Below are 17671 nucleotides of genomic sequence, written 5' to 3'. Positions count from 1 at the left end.
AGGGTCCATAGAGACTCCTGTACGGAGACGAATGTGACCTGGACGCGTCTGAAAGAGCTTGTCGAGATACCGTTAAGCAGTCTGACGCAGCCGACCCGTTCGGACTGGATCTTTGCCCTGCGCACGGTTTCGGCCGGGCTGATTGCGCTGCTTGTTGCCTACGCCTTGAAGCTCGACCATCCGCAATGGGCGATGATGACGGTGTTCATCGTCGCCCAGCCGGTGGCAGGAATGGTGCTGGCGAAGGGCTTCTACCGGCTGCTCGGCACGCTGGCCGGCGGCCTGGCCGCGATCGGCATAACATCCCTGTCCGGCACCAATCCCTGGCTGCTGGTCACTGTCCTGGCGCTCTGGATCGGCATCTGCACGCTCGTATCCTCTCTGTTGCGGAACCCGGAGGCCTATGGCGCAGCTCTTGCCGGCTACACGGCGATGATCATCAGCCTGCCGGCGCTCGGCCAACCGATCGTCGTTGTTGACCTCGCCATCGCGCGCTGCGCCGAGATCGTGCTTGGCATCCTATGCGCCGGTGTGACGAGCCGGCTGATCCTGCCTAAGCTCGCGGCCGACGCCATCATTTCCAGGCTGAAGCGCAGCATCCTCGACCTCGCGGAATATGCTGGGGGCGCCTTTTCCGGCGGCGATCCGGGAAGCCTTGCCGCGCTCCAGCGCAAGCTGATCACCGACGCCCAGACGCTCGCTGAAATGCGCACCTATGCGCGCCTGGAGGCGCCGAGCTTCGCCCCCCGCGCCCACCCGGTGCGGCGCACCATCGGTCAGCTTCTGTGGGCGCTGTCGGCGGCGCGCACGCTGCACAGCCACCGCGCGCCGAAGAATGCGGCGCTCATCCCGATGCGACGCGACCTGAAGGCCTTTGTCGGCGAGTTGGCGGCGACACCCGGCGCGCTCGACGACACGGGCCCCTGGGTAGCGCGGCTCGACGCGATCGCGAGCAAGGCCAGAGAGGTGCCGGCCCTGCCCGACGATGCCGGTACAAACGCTGGCGCCGAGGACAAGGTGGGCACCATAACTCGCCTCACCATTGCCGGCGATTTTGCCGAAGCGCTGAAGCAGGTATTGGACGGCCTGGACGCGCTTCGCTTGCCTGTCTCCCGGAAATCGAATGAGCGAAGCCAACCGGCCCTGGTCGTCCACCGCGACTACCAGGCCGCGTGGCGCAACGCCGTGCGCGCCGCGCTCGCGACGCTGCTCGTCGCGGTCTTCTGGCTGACGACCAAATGGTCGGAAGCCGCCGGCACCGTCATCCTCGTCGCGGTGGTCTCCAGCCTGTTCGCGACGCGCCCCGATCCCGTGCAGTCGGCCTGGGGTTTCTTCACCGGCACTCTGATCGCGCTGCCTTTTGCCTTCCTGGTGGGCCAGATCGCGCTGCCGGCGCTGCCGGGCTTCGGCTGGTTCACGCTCTTCGTCGTGCCGATCCTGGTGCCTGCGGCACTCGGCATGGCCAATCCACGCCATGTCGGCGTCGCCACCGCTTTCGCCATCAACTTCCTCGCCTTCCTCAGCCCGCATCAGCAGATGACCTATGATCCCGGGCCGTTCCTCGCCGGCTCGGCCTCGATCCTGGTCGGCATCCTGATCGCCATCGGCGTCTTCATCGTCGTGCTGCCCGCTGACCCTTGGGTCACCGTGGAGCGTATCTCGCAGGCGATGCGCGAGGATCTGGCGCGGCTTTGCCTGCATGAGCGAATAGCCCGGCGTTCGGCATTCGAAAGCCTCGCCTATGACCGGATCAACCAGCTGATGCCGCAGGTGCAGCGAACGGGCCGCAGGGGCGACCCCATTCTTGGCGGCAGCATCGCCGCCGTCACCGTCGGGCTGGAGGTGCTACGGCTGCGCCATGCGCAACTGAACTCCGCCGTGCCGCGCGAGACAGTCGAATCCATCGGCAATTTTCTGCGCGGCCTGGCGCGCGAATTGTTGTTCCGGCGGCCGGGCGAGCCGCAGACCGCGACCATCGCTGTGGCAAGGCAATATGCGGCCAGCATCGGCGAACGCAGCGATCGGCTCGAAATGCTGCGGATCGCCGCCTCGCTGCGCATCATTGCCGCGGCGATGGAAGACTATCCGGATTTCTTTGCAAGGGGCCGCGCTTGAACAATTCGGGGAGTATCGCATTCAAGTCGGACCGGTTTGGAAATGGTTCCTTGTTGGATTGGTAGACGCTTTTTAGGTTGGGCAGATGGCGCTCAAACGGATGGACAACGTGGGGATCGTCGTCGAAGATCTCGACGGGACAATTGATTTCTTTCGCGAGCTCGGCCTTGAACTCGAAGGGCGGGCCACGATCGAAGGAGAATGGGCTGGACGTGTCACCGGACTGGGCGACCAGCATGTCGAGATTGCCATGATGCGCACGCCGGACGGCCACAGTCGGCTGGAACTGTCCCGCTTCCTCAGGCCACCCGTCGTGGCGGATCACCGCAAATCCCCGGTGAACGCCCTCGGCTACCTCCGCGTCATGTTCGCGGTGGACGACATCGACGACACGCTGGAGAGGCTCCGCAAGCACGGTGCCGAGCTCGTTGGCGAGGTGGTCCGCTATAAGGACGTGTACCGGCTCTGCTACATCCGTGGGCCCGAAGGGCTTCTCATCGGACTTGCCCAGGAACTCAGCTAAGACCTGATATGCGCTAAAGCATGTCTCCCGAAAGTGGGAACCGGTTTCGGGAAAGACATCCATAAAATCAGAAGCCTAATGCGCATCGAGCGAAACTGAAAGATCGCGACGCGCTTTAGGCCGCGGCAATCGCCAGCGCGTGCCCGCGCGCGTTTTCGCGTAGCGCGTCGAGATGGATCGACTTCACCAGCCCGGCGAGATCGCCCTCGGCCGATTGGCCGCCCAGTTCCTTCAGCATCAGCCAGCTCACTTCTTGCACGCCGGCGACACGCCGGCCGTTGGCGACCTCGCGCCAGACTTTCAGCGCGCGCAGGATGATGCCATGCGTCGCCGGCGGAAGTCCGGCGCTGCGGAACAGCGCCTGCAGCGCCACGTCGTGCCCGCCGGCGAGAAGCGCCGTAACCCGCTGCTCGGACTGTCGGGCAAGCGCTACCAGCGTCGAACCGAAGAAGTCGACCTTGCCGTGGGCGATGGTGCGGATGATGAAGCTGGCTGTGAGGTCGCCGCGCAGCCGCAGATGCTCGATCAGCGCGGCATGCTCTTCCATGCGCGTTCCCTCGATCAGCGTCACCGAGGCCTTCACGCAGGCATCTCGCATCAGGCGATCGGCGCGCGCCGCACCCATCATCGCCAGAACCAGCGGCGATCCTTTCAGGGTCTCGCCAAGCTTGACCAGCAGCATATGCCGGCAGTCGGCCGGCAGCCGCCGATCGGCGATCAGCGCCTCGCGCACCAGCGGCATGTGGCCGTGCCGCTCGGCCATGCGGCGGAAGCTGAGCGAAGCAATCTCGGCGCCGCTGTTGCCGATCAGCACGGCGCAGGCCTCCGGCTCGCCGATCTCGGCGATTGCCGCCGCCAGCGACATCGAGACGACCGGACGGTTGGCGATCAGCGTCTGCGTCGCCTTCCGGCCGCAGGCGACACGCTCGACCAGATCGGCATCGGTAAGCAGCGGCGAACGCGCCAATACCAGCGCCGCCACTTCCGGCTGGTCGGCGGCCAGTGCGCGGATCACCTGCGGCGGCGCGTGATGGCTCATCGACAGCGCCTCGGCGAGCGCCAGGCGCACCTTGGCGGAGGCGTCGTCCAGAAGCAGCGTCAGCGCCGCCTCGGCGGCGCAGCGGTCCTCGAACGGCAGATCGGAATTGATATAGGCACGCGCCAGCGCGCTCGCGGCGGCGGCGCGCTCGGAAACCCTTGCCGTATCAATCCATTTTAGAAAGTGCGAAACAACCATGCCGACCAGCTACGCCCTTGCCGGAATGTCCCCGGCCCCTTTGTGAACGGTAGGCTGGAAATGGTTTACGAACGGTTCACCATATTTTTTAACCGGCTTGATGGAGGCGCAGCCAACGCCTATCAAGCGGTGGAATTGCGGGAGATCGATCATGGCCGGACTTTATCTGGAAGAGTTTGCCGTCGGCCACGTCTTCCGCCACACGCTTCGCAAGACCGTGACCGAGAGCGACAACATGCTGTTTTCGGTGATGACACTCAACCCGCAGCCTTTGCACATCGATTTTGACTTCGCCGCGAAAACCGAATGGGGCAAGCCGTTGGTCAACTCCCTGTTCACGCTCGGCCTGATGATCGGTATTTCGGTGAACGACATCACTGTCGGCACAACGGTCGCCAATCTCGGCATGAAGGAAACGATGTTCCCGCACCCCGTCTTCCACGGCGACACCATCCGGGTGGAGACGACGGTCGTCTCCGTGCGCGACTCCAAGTCCAAACCCGATCGCGGCATCGTCGAGTTCGAGCACCGTGCCTACAATCAGAACGACGTTCTTGTCGCCAAATGCACCAGGCAGGCGATGATGCTGAAGAAGGCTGGCTGATGCGCTCGTTGCTGTTCGTGCCCGGCGATTCCGAGCGCAAGCTGGAAAAGGGATTCGGGGCCGGCGCCGACGTGGTCATCGTCGATCTCGAGGATTCCGTCGCCGGCACGAACAAGGTTGCGGCGCGCGCGACCGCGGCCGGCTTCATCTCGAACCGAAGGCGCCGGGCAGGTCCCGCTGTCTATGTGCGGGTCAACGACCTGTCCACTGGCCTCACCGACGACGACCTCGCGGCCCTCGTGCCTGCAAAGCCCGACGGCATCATGCTGCCCAAGTCGAACAGCGGGCAGGACGTCCAGCAGCTGGCGGCGAAGCTGAGGGTGCATGAAGCCGAAAACGGGTTGCCGGATGGCGCCACAAGAATCCTGCCGATCATCACCGAAACCGCATCCGGCGTGCTGGCAGCGGCAAGCTATACCGGAGCAAGCGCGAGGCTCGCTGGCCTGACCTGGGGCGCGGAGGATTTGTCGGCGGCGATCGGCGCGCGGACAGCCCGCGACGAGAACGGCCGCAATACCGACGTGTTTCGCCTGGCGCGCAGCATGACCATCCTGGCGGCGGGAGCGGCCGAAGTTGCTGCTATCGACACCGTCTTTCCCGATTTCCGTGACATGGCCGCCTTCGAGCAAGAGTGCCGCGAGGCCGAGCGCGACGGCTTCACCGGCAAGATGGCGATCCATCCGGCGCAGGTGCCGGTCATCAACGCCGCCTTCACGCCGTCCGACCAAGCGGTCGAGCGAGCTCAGGCAATCGTGGACGCCTTCGCGGCGGCGGGAAACCCGGGCGTCGTCGGCATCGACGGAAAAATGTATGACAGGCCGCATCAGCGGCTGGCCGAGCGCTTGCTGGCCCGCGCCAAGGCTGCGGTCAGACCTGCGTGATCCCACTACCAAACCGACGGGATCAGCTTGTAGCGAACGCGAGCGACGCCACTCCAATGCCACCTTCGGCGTTGGCGCCTCGAAGCAGGGCCAACCGCTCGCGCCACCCGCAGATCACTCACCCCGCCCAAGGGCCGGCATAGTCGGCATAAAGCTTTGCCGGATCAGGCCGCGGCCGCTCCGGCGCCGGCCCTTGATAGGAACCGATATGGACGAAGCCGACGACGCGCTCCTGCGGCGAGAGCCCGAGGATCGCCCTGCCCTCCGGCACGTCGGAGTACCAGTTGCTGATCATGTTGGTGCCGTAGCCCAGCGCGTTCGCCGCGATCATTAGGTTCATGGCCGCCATGCCACCCGACAGGAACATCTCCCACTGCGGGATCTTCGGGTTCTCCTTCGGCACAGACACGACGCCGATCACCAGGGGCGCCCGCGAGAAACGCGCCAGTTCCTGGTTGCGCCTGCCCTCCGGCAATGGCCCTTCGCGCTGCTCGGCAAGTGCGGCCAGCTTCTTGCCGATCTCGACACGCGCCTCGCCGCGGTAGAGGATGAAGCGCCAGGGCTCGAGACGGCCATGGTCGGGAACGCGCGAGGCCGCCGCAATCATCGTCGCGATCTCGGCATCGCTCGGCGCCGGCTCCTTGAGGTCGGTGATCGGCGCGGAATTGCGGGTGAGCAGGAAGTTGATGATCGGCGACGCCATGGGCGCAAGTCTCCTAAGCATTCTATAGCGTTCAATTTTGAGCTGAAGCGCGCCATCGGGAGGTCGGGCGGCTCGGGCGGTGGCGTTTTGCGCCGGATAAAGAGCTATCGGCGCAAGGCCTCGAACTCTTAAGCCTTGAAATTGCCACCGCCTTGGGCTTCAACGCAAGGCATGTTTGAGGGGACCCTGCGCCTTTTGGTGATCGCACTCGTCGCTGCGTTCTTCGCGGTGCCGGTTTCCTTCGCGCTGGCCCAGAACGCCAACGATGTCGGCGACATCAAGCTTCCTGGCATTTCGAGCTACGCGACGCCGAAGACAGGAGCACCGCTGGCGCTTGGCAATGGCGGCGCCATCACCCTTTCGGCGCAACTGACCGACAAGGGCTCCGACATCACGCGCGGCATCGTCTGGCGGGTGTTCAAGCCGCAGCCGTCCGGCGACGGCAAGCTTCCGATGGTGGCCTCAGCCCATGGCGGCACGGCGGTGTTCCAACTCGACCCCGGCAGCTATCTCGTCCACGCCTCTTATGGACGCGCCGGCGCCACCAAGCGCATCACCGTCGGCAAGGACGCCAAGCGTGAAAGCCTCGTGCTCGATGCCGGCGGTTTGAAGCTCGACGCGGTGACATCCGGTGGCGCCCCCATCCAGTCGAAGAAACTGCGCTTCTCGATCTATGAAGGCCATCCCGCCGCCAATGGCGACCGCGCGCTGATCGCCCCCGACGTGGCGCCGAACACCGTGGTTCGGCTGAACGCCGGCACCTACCACGTCGTCTCCACCTACGGTGCGGTCAACGCCGTGATCCGCTCCGACATCCGCGTCGAGGCCGGCAAGCTGACCGAGGCAACCGTCGAGCACCGCGCCGCCGAAATGACCATGAAGCTGGTGCGCGAGCCCGGCGGCGAAGCCATCGCCGACACGTCCTGGTCTTTGCTCAACGAGAGTGGCGATCCGATCAAGGAAGCGGTTGGGGCCTTCGCCTCGATGGTGCTGGCCGAAGGCCAGTACACCATCATCGCCAAGAACCGCGACCGCATCTACCAAAAGGATTTCACGGTCGTGGCCGGCCAGAACCAGGAAATCGAGGTTCTGGCCAACGAACAGTCCGCCATCGATCCCGAGGAAGGCGCGGATTAATCGCTTTTATTCAGGCCGCTTTGCGCATCCGCTTTTTGCAGGAACGGCACCCGGCCGCGCTGCGCAGAAGGCGACTCCAGGTCGAAGACCGCTCGATAGAGGCGATCGAGCAGCGCCTTGCGGTCGCCCAGCGGATCGAGATCGCTCCACCTCAGCACATCGCCGATTCGCACATCGATCGCCTTGCCTGACAAGCGGGCGAACTCGCGGATGAGCAAGGAAGTGCGCAGCGTGAGCGACGCCTTGCCGATGAACTTCGCCACGCGGTTGTCGCGCTCGGCCATGTTCATCGGGCCGCTGACGAGGTGGAACAGGCGGCCATTCTGGCCGGAGAAGTGCATCGGGATGACCGAGGCCTTGGCGTCCTGGATGAGCTTGGCCGGGAACATCTTCCACGGCAGGTCGACGGCGCGGCCAAAGCCCTTGGGCGCCGTGGCGACGCCGCCGGCCGGGAAGACGACGATGGTGACGCCGTCCTTCAACAGCCGCACCGCCTCGTGACGCACAGCCATGTTGTTCTTCATCGCTTCCTTCGTTTCGGAAAAATCGATGGGCAGTGAATAGGGCTCCATCTCGCGGATTCGGAGCAGATCCTTATGGATCATGACCCGGAAAGGCCGGCCGAGCTGCTCGACCAGCGACAGCACCGCTATGCCGTCACCGATGCCGAAGGGATGGTTGGCGACGATCACCAGCGGCGTGTCCGGCAGCGCCGCTGGCGGCCATTGCACGACGTTGCGGACCTCGACGTCGATCAGTTCCAGCATGCGGCTGAACACACGGTCGCCGGTCGGCACCACCTGGCGGCGCCAGAAATCATAAAGCACTGCAAAACGGTCGCGGCCCGACAGGCCCTCGACGGAATGGATGAACCAGCGCGTCAGCATCGGCTGATGCGGGTTGGCGTAGGAGAGCTCGGGAAAACGTCTTTCCCGCGGTTTCAATTTGAGCATGGCGGCTCGTTACAGGGCTGGCGTGACAGACATATGAAAATGGCGGTGGACCGGCTACCGCCATTTCAGGACGCGTTGGTATGTCAGGCTGCCGCGCGACGCTTGCGATCCGGCGAGACCGCTTCGTCGGCGAGAGCCTTCACAGCGTCCTCGAGCTTCAGCGTTTCCTGGTCACGGGAGCCCAGCCGGCGGACATTGACGGTTTCTTCCTCGGCCTCGCGCTTGCCGCAGACGAGGATGGCCGGGACCTTGGCCAGCGAATGCTCGCGCACCTTGTAGTTGATCTTCTCGTTGCGAAGGTCGGCTTCGGCGAGCAGTCCCGCCGCCTTGAGCCGCTCGACCACCTTCAAGGCGTACTCGTCCGCATCCGACGTGATCGTCGCCACCACCACCTGCAGCGGCGCGAACCATAGCGGAAAATGGCCGGAATAGTTCTCGATCAGGATGCCGAGGAACCGCTCCATCGAGCCGCAGACGGCGCGATGCACCATCACCGGCTGCTTCTTTTCCGAATCCGAGCCGATATAGAAAGCGCCGAAGCGTTCCGGCAGGTTGAAGTCGACCTGCGTGGTGCCGCACTGCCATTCGCGGCCGATGGCGTCCTTCAGCACATATTCGAATTTCGGGCCGTAGAAGGCGCCCTCGCCCGGATTGATCGAGGTCTTGATACGGTTGCCGGAGCGCGTGCGGATCGTCTCCAGCACATTGCTCATGATCGCCTCGGCATGGTCCCAGGCCTCGTCGGTGCCGACGCGCTTGTCCGGCCGCGTCGACAGCTTCACGCTGACCTCGTCGAAGCCGAAATCGGCATAGGTCGACAGGATCAGGTCATTGATGCGCAGGCATTCGGCCGCCAGTTGCTCCTCGGTGCAGAAGATATGCGCATCGTCCTGCGTGAAGCCGCGCACGCGCATTAGCCCATGCAGGGCGCCAGACGGCTCGTAGCGATGCACATTGCCGAACTCCGCAAGTTTTACGGGCAGTTCGCGGTATGACTTCAACCCATGCTTGAAGATCTGCACATGGCCGGGACAGTTCATCGGCTTCAGGGCGAAGACACGGTCGTCATCAGTGTCGTCACCGGCGACGGTCACCTTGAACATGGCGTCGCGATACCAGCCCCAATGTCCCGACGTCTCCCACAGGCTCTTGTCGAGCACCTGCGGCGCGTTGACTTCCTGATAGCCGTGCTCATCCAGGCGGCGGCGCATGTAGTTGATGAGGTTCTGCACCATCTTCCAGCCCTTGGCGTGCCAGAAGACGACGCCCGGCCCCTCTTCCTGGAAATGGAACAGGTCCATTTCCCGGCCGAGCTTGCGGTGATCGCGCTTCTCGGCCTCTTCCAGCAACGTCTGGTAGGCGTCGAGCTGCGCCTGGTCAGCCCAGGCGGTGCCGTAGATGCGCGTCAGCATCGGATTGTTAGAGTCGCCGCGCCAGTAGGCGCCGGCCACCTTCATCAGCTTGAAGGCGTTGCCGATCTGCCCGGTCGAAGCCATGTGTGGACCGCGGCAGAGATCGAACCAGTCGCCCTGCGCGTAGATCTTGAGGTCCTGATCCTCGGGGATGGCGTCGATCAACTCGAGCTTGTAGCGCTCGCCCTTCTCGGCGAAGACCTTCTTCGCCTTCTCGCGCGACCAGACTTCCTTGGTGAACGGCTTGTTGCGCTGGATGATCTCGCGCATCTTCTTCTCGATCACCGGGAAATCGTCCGGCGTGAATGGCTCGTTGCGCGCGAAGTCGTAATAGAACCCGTTCTCGATCACCGGCCCGATCGTCACCTGCGTTCCCGGCCACAATTCCTGCACGGCCTCGGCCAGCACATGCGCCGTATCGTGGCGGATCAGCTCCAGCGCGCGCGGATCCTCGCGGGTGATGATCTCGACCTTGCCGGACGTGCCGAGCGGATCGGAAAGATCGCGAACCGTGCCGTCGAGGCTGTAGGCCACAGCCTTCTTGGCCAGCGACTTCGAGATCGATTCGGCAAGGGCAGCACCGGTCATCGCCGCGTCGTAGCCGCGGACGGAACCATCGGGAAATGTCAGGGAAACGGAATTCGGCATCAAGGTTCTCCTATCCAGTCCCGCAAACGAGCGCGGGTGGTGAAAATGCATGTCGCAGGTTGAGTTGCTGCATGCAGAGTGTTAGCCGGAGGCGTCCGGCAGCGGCAGTCTTTTATGAGGAGTTTCCGCCGCCGTAAAGCTGCAAGCTGTTCTACTTGACGAGGCCGGGCAGGTCTTTCAGGAACGCCGCCCGCGTCGCAAGCCCTTTCGGCTGGTCGGTGCGCTTGGCGTCGACGACGAGCCTTGCAAAGACGATGCGACGGCCGTCCTTCTCGGCCCAGCCGACGAACCAGCCGAGCGATCGCCTGCCGTCCTGGCCAAGCCTGGTGCTGCCGGTCTTGCCCTGCACCGTCCAGTCTCCTGCCGCGAAGCTCGGCAGGATCGACCTGGTCATCTCATGCGCCCTCGCCGACACCGGCATCTTGCCCGCGAGCAGTTGGCGCAGGAACGTCGCCTGCTCGACCGGCGATATCTCGAGCGAGGAATTGATCCAGGATTGCGTCAGCCCATTGTCCTTGCCGGCATCGCCCGAGACATCCCTGTTGCCATAACCGAATTTCGACACGTAGCCGGCGAACTTCTCGGCGCCGAGACGCCGCGCGATCTCGCGCGAATACCAGACTATGGAATCGCGTTCCCAGATCGTCGGATCGACGGTCTTCTGGTCGCGCTTCGCCGCCTTGAATTCCGGCTTGTAATCCCAGCTCGGCGTGTGCTGATCGCCCAGGATACCGGCATCGTAGCCGATCAGCGCCAGGGGCACCTTAAACGTCGAGGCCGGGCTGACCCGCTGGTCGCAGACGCCGTCCTGGTAAAGCGTGGCGCCGCTTTGCGCATCCTGGATCAGCGTGCAGCGGATGTCGTTGAGCGGCGCCGACTGCGCCCGCACCGGCAAGCCGAGCATCCAGGCCAGAAGGAAAAGGACGATGGCAAAAATGAAGGGATAGCGGTCCATATGGCGCATGGCGAAGTCACTCCGGTATGAGATTACAGGAGCGACTTAACGAGGCGTCTTGTCTCGATTTTGTCTCAAATTCGCAGTGTTTGTGCAGCTTCGCGTTAACCCTACCGGATCGCTAAAATCGGTCGCGCGTGACGTCTTAGCGATCAGATTTCGGAGTCGCTGCGCTTCTTCCCGATGCGCCAGTAGCGCCAGGGCATGAACCAGACATAGCGCGCCGCAAGCGTCTCCGGCACGCGGTCGATGCCATGCGTTCCGAAAGGCCCGCAGCGCATGACCCGGAACAGCCCCATCCAACCGCCGGCCCACAGGCCATGGCGGGCGATCGCCTCATGCGCGTATTCCGAGCAGGTCGGCAGGTGCCGGCAGCTGTTGCCGACGAAGCCGGAGAGCGTCAGCTGATAAAGGCGCACGAGCAACGTGCCGAGCACGCGCCCAGGCGTCTTGCGCCATGGCCCCGGCCAGTTGCGCCCGCGCTGTATCGGCCGGACGCCATGTGTATGCCCGCAATGATCGCCCATCGCTCCGCAGCCTGTTTCCCTGCGCGATAGATGTGGGCTTCGGCACCGAAACGCAATGCCCTCAACGCCTGGAGCGCCGGACTGGATGGCTGCCGGTCCATGGGCGATGGTGAACGGGAAGATCGCGGCGGTCATGGGGGCCGTCGCGCACGACTTCACCGTGCCATTGGAAGGTCGCTATCCGTATCATGTTGCTGAAAATGGCCAGGAACTCGTTCATGGCAGGTCTCCTTTGAGGCGGACTAGACTGCCGCTGGCCTTCCTCCTCAAACGAGTATAATTTCCTTCTCGGATAACTTGAGGTTATGCGAATGAAGCGGGGCCGCCTGCCGCTGACGGCATTGAGAAGCTTCGAGACGGCCGGCAGGCATCTGAGCTTCAGCCGGGCGGCCGAAGAGCTTTATGTCTCGCAGGCCGCGATCAGCCGGCAGATCCGCGAGCTCGAAAGTTTTCTGCGCCGGCCACTGTTTCTGCGTCTCCACCGGCGCGTCGAACTGACGGATGCAGGGCATCGACTACTCGACCAGTTGGTGAAAAGCTTCGACGAGATCGACCGTGTGCTTTCCGAGCTCACGGCCTCGCCAGCGCAGGCGATTGTCCGCGTCAGCGTCGAACCGGCCCTTGCCGCCATATGGCTGCTGCCGCGGCTCAATCGTTTTCGCCAACTTCGACCCGATATCGACGTTTCCCTTGAAGTCGATCCACGGCCGATCGAGTTCCGCAGCGATCAGCCCGAACTCGCTCTTCGTTTCAGCGCGCACACTACCTCATGGCCGCGCAGCGAGGCCGAGCGTCTAGCCTCGACTGTCGATTCACCGGTACTGTCGCCGGCGCTGCTTGCCGCCGGGCCTCCGCTGGAAAAGCCGATCGACCTTCGCCACTACACGCTGCTGCACGAGGAAAACCGCCAGGGTTGGGCGCGCTGGTTCCAGGCAGCCGGCGTGCCCGCCGACGCAGTGCCAGCGCGTGGCCCGATGCTGGCCGATGTCTCGCTTTCGAAGCAAGCTGCGCTGCTTGGACATGGCGTGGCGCTCGGCGATCTCCTGCAGGTCGGCGAGGAGCTCGCTTCGGGGACTTTGATCAAGCCGTTCCATATCGATGTCGCGTCCGGCGCCTACTGGCTGGTGGCCAGGAGCTTGAAGAACCTGCCGGAGCCAGCAAAGGCTTTTGCTGACTGGATCCGAAGTGAATTCGCTGCGACCAGGAGAACGGCCTAAGCCCTTTCCTCAAGCCGCCTGTCCGGCGCGCTTCTTCTCGATCTGGCCGATCGCATCGACCACCGCGTCGAAGGTCAGCATGGTGGAGGCGTGGCGGGCCTTATAGTCGCGCACCGGTTCCAGATATTTGAGGTCGGCGAAGCGGCCTTCCGGTGGCGCGCCGTTTTCCTTCAGCATCTTCAGCATGGTTTCGCGCACGGCGCGCAATTCGTCGGCGCTGGCGCCGACCACATGCTGGGCCATGATCGACGACGAGGCCTGGCCAAGCGCGCAGGCCTTCACGTCATGGGCGAAATCGGTCACCACGTCGCCGTCCATCTTCAGGTCGACGGTCACAGTCGACCCGCACAATTTGGAGTGCGCCCTGGCCGTCGCGTCGGCGTCGTCGAGCCGGCCGATCCGCCCGATGTTTCCGGCGAAGCCGAGAATTTTCGCATTGTAGACGTCGTCGATCATATTTTTCCAATCCGTGGCCGCCCAGCGAACAGGCTTTGCCGCTCTCGCGTCTTCCTTTCGCTCCGCTAGGACCATATATAATGACCGCAGTCGGGCATCGACAAGCCATTGTTCTTGCCCATCTGTTCACGCCGCTTGCGGGATGGAAATGGGCGATTTTCACCCAAAAGGTCGTGGTCCGTTCAACTCGTCCCACCCCTGAGTGGGACTACGGGAGACGCCTTTATGGATGCCGTCATCAAGAAAATCATGCCCCCATCCGAATATCTGGAGAAGCCCGTCACCGACCGGCCGAGCGAAGCTGAGGTCGAAGCCGCCGTGCGCACGCTGTTGCGCTGGACCGGCGACAATCCGGACCGCGAAGGGCTTGTCGACACGCCGAAGCGTGTCACCAAGGCATTTCGCGAAATGTTCAATGGCTACGACATGTGCCCGGCCGACGAGCTTGGCCGCACCTTCGAGGAAGTCGCCGGCTATGACGATCTCGTCATCGTCAGGGACATAAAGTTCCATTCGCATTGCGAGCACCACATGGTGCCGATCATCGGCAAGGCGCATGTCGGCTATCTGCCGGACGGCAAGGTCGTCGGCCTGTCGAAGATCGCGCGCGTGGTCGACATCTTCGCCCACCGCCTGCAGACGCAGGAAGCGATGACCGCGCAGATCGCCGGCGTCATCCAGGACGTGCTCAACCCGCGCGGAGTCGCCGTCATGCTCGAGGCCGAGCATATGTGCATGGCCATGCGCGGCATCCGCAAGCAGGGCTCGACCACCCTGACCTCTACCTTCACCGGCGTTTTCAAGGATACGCCCGAGGAGCAGGTCCGCTTCGTTACCATGGTGCGCGCAGGCGGCTGATTTGCCGGCCGTCGCCGGCCAAAACACATAAGGACCGGCGATGTCGGCACTGCAATTCCCGAAACCTTCATCCGACAAGAAAGCGCTGGAGGAAGGCTCAGTCCTTTCTCCGCGCTTTGACGCCGCGGGCCTCGTCACCGTCGTCGTCACCGACGCCGGTGACGGCATGCTGTTGATGGTCGCGCATATGAATGCCGAGGCGCTGGCGCTTACGCTGGAGACCGGCATTGCTCACTACTGGTCGCGCTCGCGCAGCGCCCTGTGGAAGAAGGGCGAGACCTCGGGCAATTTCCAGCACGTCGTCGAGATGCGCACGGATTGTGACCAGGACGCGATATGGTTGCGCGTGAAAGTGTTGGGCCACGACGCAACCTGCCACACCGGACGGCGTTCTTGTTTTTATCGGACGGTGGGGCTGAATGACGGCAAAGCGACGCTTGCCGGCGACGGCAGCAGGCCGCTGTTCGATGCGGAAGAGACGTATCGGAAGCCGGTGTGAACCATTCAATATTCACAAACCACTCAGATTCACTATTCTCAAATATCCTTGCGGTAGAAGGGATATGGGACAAGGGGAGATCGTGATGCTCGAATGGGCGTCATTGCGCAGCAGACCTGACGTTCGGGAGGCCAATGGGCCCGCATCGTCCGGGGGCTTGCCCGATCCTAAGCCCGGCAGGAAAACCGGCATCTCGCTGGCGCTGGGTGGCGGATGCGCCCGCGGCTGGGCCCACATCGGCGTGTTGCGCGCGCTTGACGAAGCCGGCATCGAAGTGTCGATGATCGCCGGCACCTCGATCGGTGCCCTGGTGGGCGGCTGTTATCTCGCCGGCAAGCTCGACGAGCTGGAGGAGTTCGCCAGAAGCCTGACCAAACGGCGCATTTTCGGCCTGCTCGACCTCAATCTGCGCGGCAGCGGCCTGTTCGGCGGCATGAAGCTCGATCAGCGCCTGCGCGAGCATCTCGACGGCGCCCGCTTCGACGACCTGTCGAAACCCTTCGTCGCCGTCGCTTCTGAAATCCGCACCGGCCATGAGATCTGGCTGTCGAGCGGCTCGCTCGTCACCGCCATGCGCGCTTCCTATGCGCTGCCCGGCGTCTTCGAGCCGGTGGCCTGCAACGGCCGCATGCTGGTCGACGGCGCGCTGGTCAATCCGGTGCCGGTCTCGGTCTGCCGCGCCTACGAGCAGCCGCTCGTCGTGGCGGTCAACCTGCATTACGACCTGTTTGGACGCGCCGCCGTTATCAAGCACAGCGCCGGCGAGCTGGTCGTCGAGAAAGACGCGCCGCGACCCGGCCAGATCAACCCTCAATCACACCAGACGCGGCTTGGCATCACCGGCGTCATGGTGGAGGCCTTCAACATCATCCAGGATCGGATTTCGCGCGCTAGGCTCGCTGGCGACCCGCCGGATATGTCGCTGCAGCCGAAGCTCAGCCATATCGGCCTCACCGAATTCCACCGCGCCGACGAGGCGATCAGCCTCGGCTACCAGGCGACGATGTCCCAGATCAGCGAACTGACCCGGCTACAGTCCGTTCTGGTCTGACAAACCTTAAGCTAGCGCCGCATCGCTGATGCGAAACTGCACTGTGCGGTTGCCGTTCCAGTAGTTGCCCGACAGCGAACCGGCGATATGGACGGTCCTGCCCCTGTTCTTGAACAGGAATTCGCCCAGCGCGGTGTCGACGGCACGGAACGCTATGGCCTGGATGTTGCCGCCGCTTTGCGATTGCAGGTCCACTCGAATGTGATTGGTGCCGATCGCGCGCGCATCGGCCAGCCGGTGCCGCGGCAGCACGAAGACCGGCGCGATATGCCCGGCACCGAACGGGCCGGCTTTCTCCAGCGCGTCGAGCAGCGCGATCGTAGCGCCCTCGGCGGCCAGGGCGCCGTCGATTGCCAGGCTCTCCTCATTCTGCAGCCGGAACACATCGGCCGCGGCGCGCTCCTCGAAGAAGGCGCGCAACTCGCCGAGCTTGGCGCGCTCGACGGTGATGCCGGCGGCCATCGCATGGCCGCCGCCCTTGACGATCAGCCCGGCATCCGCCGCCTCGCGCACCAGCCGGCCAAGGTCGAAGCCAGTCACCGAGCGACCGGAGCCCGTGCCGATGCCGGTCGAATTGAAGGCGATGGCAAAGGCCGGCCGGCGCGCGTAGTCCTTGAGCCGGGAGGCGATCAGCCCGACAATTCCCGGATGCCAGCTGTTGCTGGCAGTGACGATGATGGCCGGACCGTTGCCGCCGGCAAGCTCGGCATCGGCCTCGGCGCGCGCCTGCGCCAGCATCTCCTGCTCCATCTGCTGCCGTTCCTGGTTCAACCGGTCGAGCGTCTCGGCAATGCTTGCTGCCTCGATGGGATCGTCGGTGGCCAAAAGCCGGCTGCCGAGTGCCGCATCACCAATGCGGCCGCCGGCATTGATGCGCGGGCCGATCAGGAAGGACAAATGGAACGTGTTGATCGGCTCGCCGATGCGCGAGACCCGCGCCAGCGCCGCCAACCCCTCATTCTTCTGCTGGCGCGCCACCTGCAGCCCCTTGACCACGAAAGCACGGTTGACCCCGGTGAGCGGCACCACGTCGCAGACCGTAGCCAGCGCCACGAGGTCAAGCAGTGAAAGCAGATCGATCGGCGCGGCGTTCGGCAACCTTTCGCGCAGCACCTTGGCCGTCTGCACCAGGCACAGGAAGACGACGCCGGCGGCGCACAGATGTCCTTGCCCCGACAAATCGTCTTCGCGATTGGGATTGACCACCGCGTTCGCCGCTGGCAGCGGGCCGCCGACCTGATGATGGTCGAGCACCACGACGTCGGCACCGGCTTCCCTGGCCGCCTCGATCGAGGTCGCGCTGTTGGTGCCGCAGTCGACGGTGACGATCAGCTTTGCGCCGCGCGAGATCAGCTCTCGCATCGCTTCCGGATTGGGTCCATAGCCCTCGAAGATGCGGTCCGGGATGTAGATCTCCGACGGCACCGAAAAATGCGTGAGAAAGCGTTTCAGGAGCGCCGACGAGGCGGCGCCATCGACGTCGTAGTCGCCGAAGATTGCCACTTTCTCGCGCGCGACGATCGTATCGGCCAACCGTGCCGCGGCTTTCTCCATGTCGGTCAGCGATGCCGGATTAGGCAAAAGCTCGCGAATGGTCGGGTCGAGGAAGCGCTCGGCCTGCTCCGCGCTGACGCCGCGGCCGGCAAGCACCCGCGCGACGATATCGGGCACGCCGTGGCCCTGGGCGATCGCCAAGGCGGCCATGTCCTGCCGCTCGGTCAGCCGGTGTTGCCAGGAAACACCGGTCGCCGACTGCCTGACATCGAGGAAGAACCGTTTCTCGCCCGTCATGCGACGCGCCATCCGCCCATCATCTTTGGGCAGATATCAATATGCGGCGACCGGAGCAATTGCGGGGAAGTGGGCAATTCGGGGAAAACTTTGGAAGGCTTCTT

Annotated in this window: 18 protein-coding genes; 9 read left to right on the top strand and 9 right to left on the bottom strand. The window is 64.0% G+C overall.

Annotation, left to right across the window (positions count from 1 at the left end; all coding sequences use genetic code 11):
* The first annotated feature begins 33 nt into the window (after positions 1 to 33).
* Together P9272_RS23525 and P9272_RS23520 are read left to right on the top strand one after the other, a co-directional pair.
* Positions 34 to 2115, top strand: a complete 2082-nt coding sequence (locus P9272_RS23525) for an FUSC family protein (RefSeq protein WP_278162380.1) — start codon at positions 34 to 36, stop codon at positions 2113 to 2115.
* Between the two features lie 85 nt (positions 2116 to 2200).
* A complete protein-coding gene (locus P9272_RS23520; protein WP_128257382.1) occupies positions 2201 to 2638 on the top strand; it encodes a VOC family protein in 438 nt (145 codons plus the stop codon).
* Positions 2639 to 2753: 115 nt separating this feature from the next.
* Here the strand turns inward: P9272_RS23520 and P9272_RS23515 are convergent, their stop codons facing one another.
* On the bottom strand, positions 2754 to 3875 hold the full coding sequence (locus P9272_RS23515) for a DUF2336 domain-containing protein (RefSeq protein WP_278162379.1): 1122 nt from the start codon (positions 3873 to 3875) through the stop codon (positions 2754 to 2756).
* Between the two features lie 151 nt (positions 3876 to 4026).
* On the opposite strand from P9272_RS23515, the gene P9272_RS23510 reads away from it, so the two are divergent.
* Both P9272_RS23510 and P9272_RS23505 read left to right on the top strand, forming a co-directional pair.
* Positions 4027 to 4479: a MaoC family dehydratase gene (locus P9272_RS23510; RefSeq protein WP_278162378.1), complete on the top strand. Its 453-nt coding sequence runs from the start codon at positions 4027 to 4029 to the stop codon at positions 4477 to 4479.
* Entirely contained in the window at positions 4479 to 5360 is an 882-nt protein-coding gene (locus tag P9272_RS23505; RefSeq protein ID WP_278162377.1) for a CoA ester lyase, read from the top strand. The genes P9272_RS23510 and P9272_RS23505 overlap by 1 nt, the downstream gene beginning before the upstream one ends.
* Before the next feature lie 118 nt (positions 5361 to 5478).
* On the opposite strand, the gene P9272_RS23500 is transcribed toward P9272_RS23505, so the two are convergent.
* Entirely contained in the window at positions 5479 to 6063 is a 585-nt protein-coding gene (locus P9272_RS23500; protein ID WP_278162376.1) for a nitroreductase, read from the bottom strand.
* A 171-nt stretch (positions 6064 to 6234) separates the two neighbouring features.
* Here P9272_RS23500 and P9272_RS23495 point away from each other — a divergent pair, with 171 nt between their 5' ends.
* Entirely contained in the window at positions 6235 to 7200 is a 966-nt protein-coding gene (locus P9272_RS23495; protein WP_278162375.1) for a hypothetical protein, read from the top strand.
* Here P9272_RS23495 and P9272_RS23490 read toward each other — a convergent pair.
* From P9272_RS23490 to P9272_RS23470, 5 genes are all read right to left on the bottom strand, one after another.
* Positions 7197 to 8153 carry a lysophospholipid acyltransferase family protein gene (locus P9272_RS23490; protein ID WP_278162374.1) on the bottom strand — a complete coding sequence of 319 codons (957 nt, stop codon included), beginning with the start codon at positions 8151 to 8153 and terminating at the stop codon, positions 7197 to 7199. The two genes, P9272_RS23495 and P9272_RS23490, sit on opposite strands and share 4 nt — an antisense overlap.
* An 83-nt stretch (positions 8154 to 8236) precedes the next feature.
* Positions 8237 to 10213, bottom strand: a complete 1977-nt coding sequence (gene thrS, locus P9272_RS23485) for a threonine--tRNA ligase (protein ID WP_278162373.1) — start codon at positions 10211 to 10213, stop codon at positions 8237 to 8239.
* 151 nt (positions 10214 to 10364) lie between these two features.
* The gene (blaOXA, locus tag P9272_RS23480) at positions 10365 to 11177 is read right to left on the bottom strand and encodes a class D beta-lactamase (protein WP_278162372.1); all 813 of its coding nucleotides are present in this window, start codon (positions 11175 to 11177) and stop codon (positions 10365 to 10367) included.
* 143 nt (positions 11178 to 11320) lie between these two features.
* The gene (gene yidD / locus P9272_RS23475) at positions 11321 to 11695 is read right to left on the bottom strand and encodes a membrane protein insertion efficiency factor YidD (protein ID WP_278162371.1); all 375 of its coding nucleotides are present in this window, start codon (positions 11693 to 11695) and stop codon (positions 11321 to 11323) included.
* Between the two features lie 61 nt (positions 11696 to 11756).
* Positions 11757 to 11915, bottom strand: coding sequence for a hypothetical protein (locus P9272_RS23470; RefSeq protein ID WP_278162370.1), 159 nt, complete (start codon positions 11913 to 11915; stop codon positions 11757 to 11759).
* 91 nt (positions 11916 to 12006) lie between these two features.
* On the opposite strand from P9272_RS23470, the gene P9272_RS23465 reads away from it, so the two are divergent.
* Complete coding sequence (locus P9272_RS23465) at positions 12007 to 12912, top strand: LysR substrate-binding domain-containing protein (RefSeq protein WP_128257391.1); 906 nt, start codon at positions 12007 to 12009, stop codon at positions 12910 to 12912.
* Between the two features lie 9 nt (positions 12913 to 12921).
* Here the strand turns inward: P9272_RS23465 and P9272_RS23460 are convergent, their stop codons facing one another.
* Positions 12922 to 13368, bottom strand: coding sequence for an iron-sulfur cluster assembly scaffold protein (locus P9272_RS23460; RefSeq protein ID WP_040981567.1), 447 nt, complete (start codon positions 13366 to 13368; stop codon positions 12922 to 12924).
* 225 nt (positions 13369 to 13593) lie between these two features.
* Between P9272_RS23460 and folE the strand changes: the two genes are divergently transcribed.
* The 3 genes from folE to P9272_RS23445 all read left to right on the top strand — a co-directional run bounded on the left by folE (position 13594) and on the right by P9272_RS23445 (position 15776).
* Complete coding sequence (folE, locus tag P9272_RS23455; protein WP_128257392.1) at positions 13594 to 14226, top strand: GTP cyclohydrolase I FolE; 633 nt, start codon at positions 13594 to 13596, stop codon at positions 14224 to 14226.
* 40 nt (positions 14227 to 14266) lie between these two features.
* Positions 14267 to 14725, top strand: coding sequence for a phosphoribosyl-AMP cyclohydrolase (gene hisI / locus P9272_RS23450; protein ID WP_128257393.1), 459 nt, complete (start codon positions 14267 to 14269; stop codon positions 14723 to 14725).
* A gap of 85 nt (positions 14726 to 14810) precedes the next feature.
* Positions 14811 to 15776, top strand: a complete 966-nt coding sequence (locus P9272_RS23445) for a patatin family protein (protein WP_278162369.1) — start codon at positions 14811 to 14813, stop codon at positions 15774 to 15776.
* A gap of 6 nt (positions 15777 to 15782) precedes the next feature.
* On the opposite strand, the gene recJ is transcribed toward P9272_RS23445, so the two are convergent.
* Entirely contained in the window at positions 15783 to 17567 is a 1785-nt protein-coding gene (gene recJ, locus P9272_RS23440; protein ID WP_278162368.1) for a single-stranded-DNA-specific exonuclease RecJ, read from the bottom strand.
* Positions 17568 to 17671: the final 104 nt, after the last annotated feature.

Origin of the sequence: Mesorhizobium sp. WSM4976 (assembly GCF_029625685.1) — a bacterium.
Taxonomy (GTDB): Bacteria; Pseudomonadota; Alphaproteobacteria; order Rhizobiales; family Rhizobiaceae; genus Mesorhizobium.
This window is presented reverse-complemented; position numbering and strand designations above follow the sequence as displayed.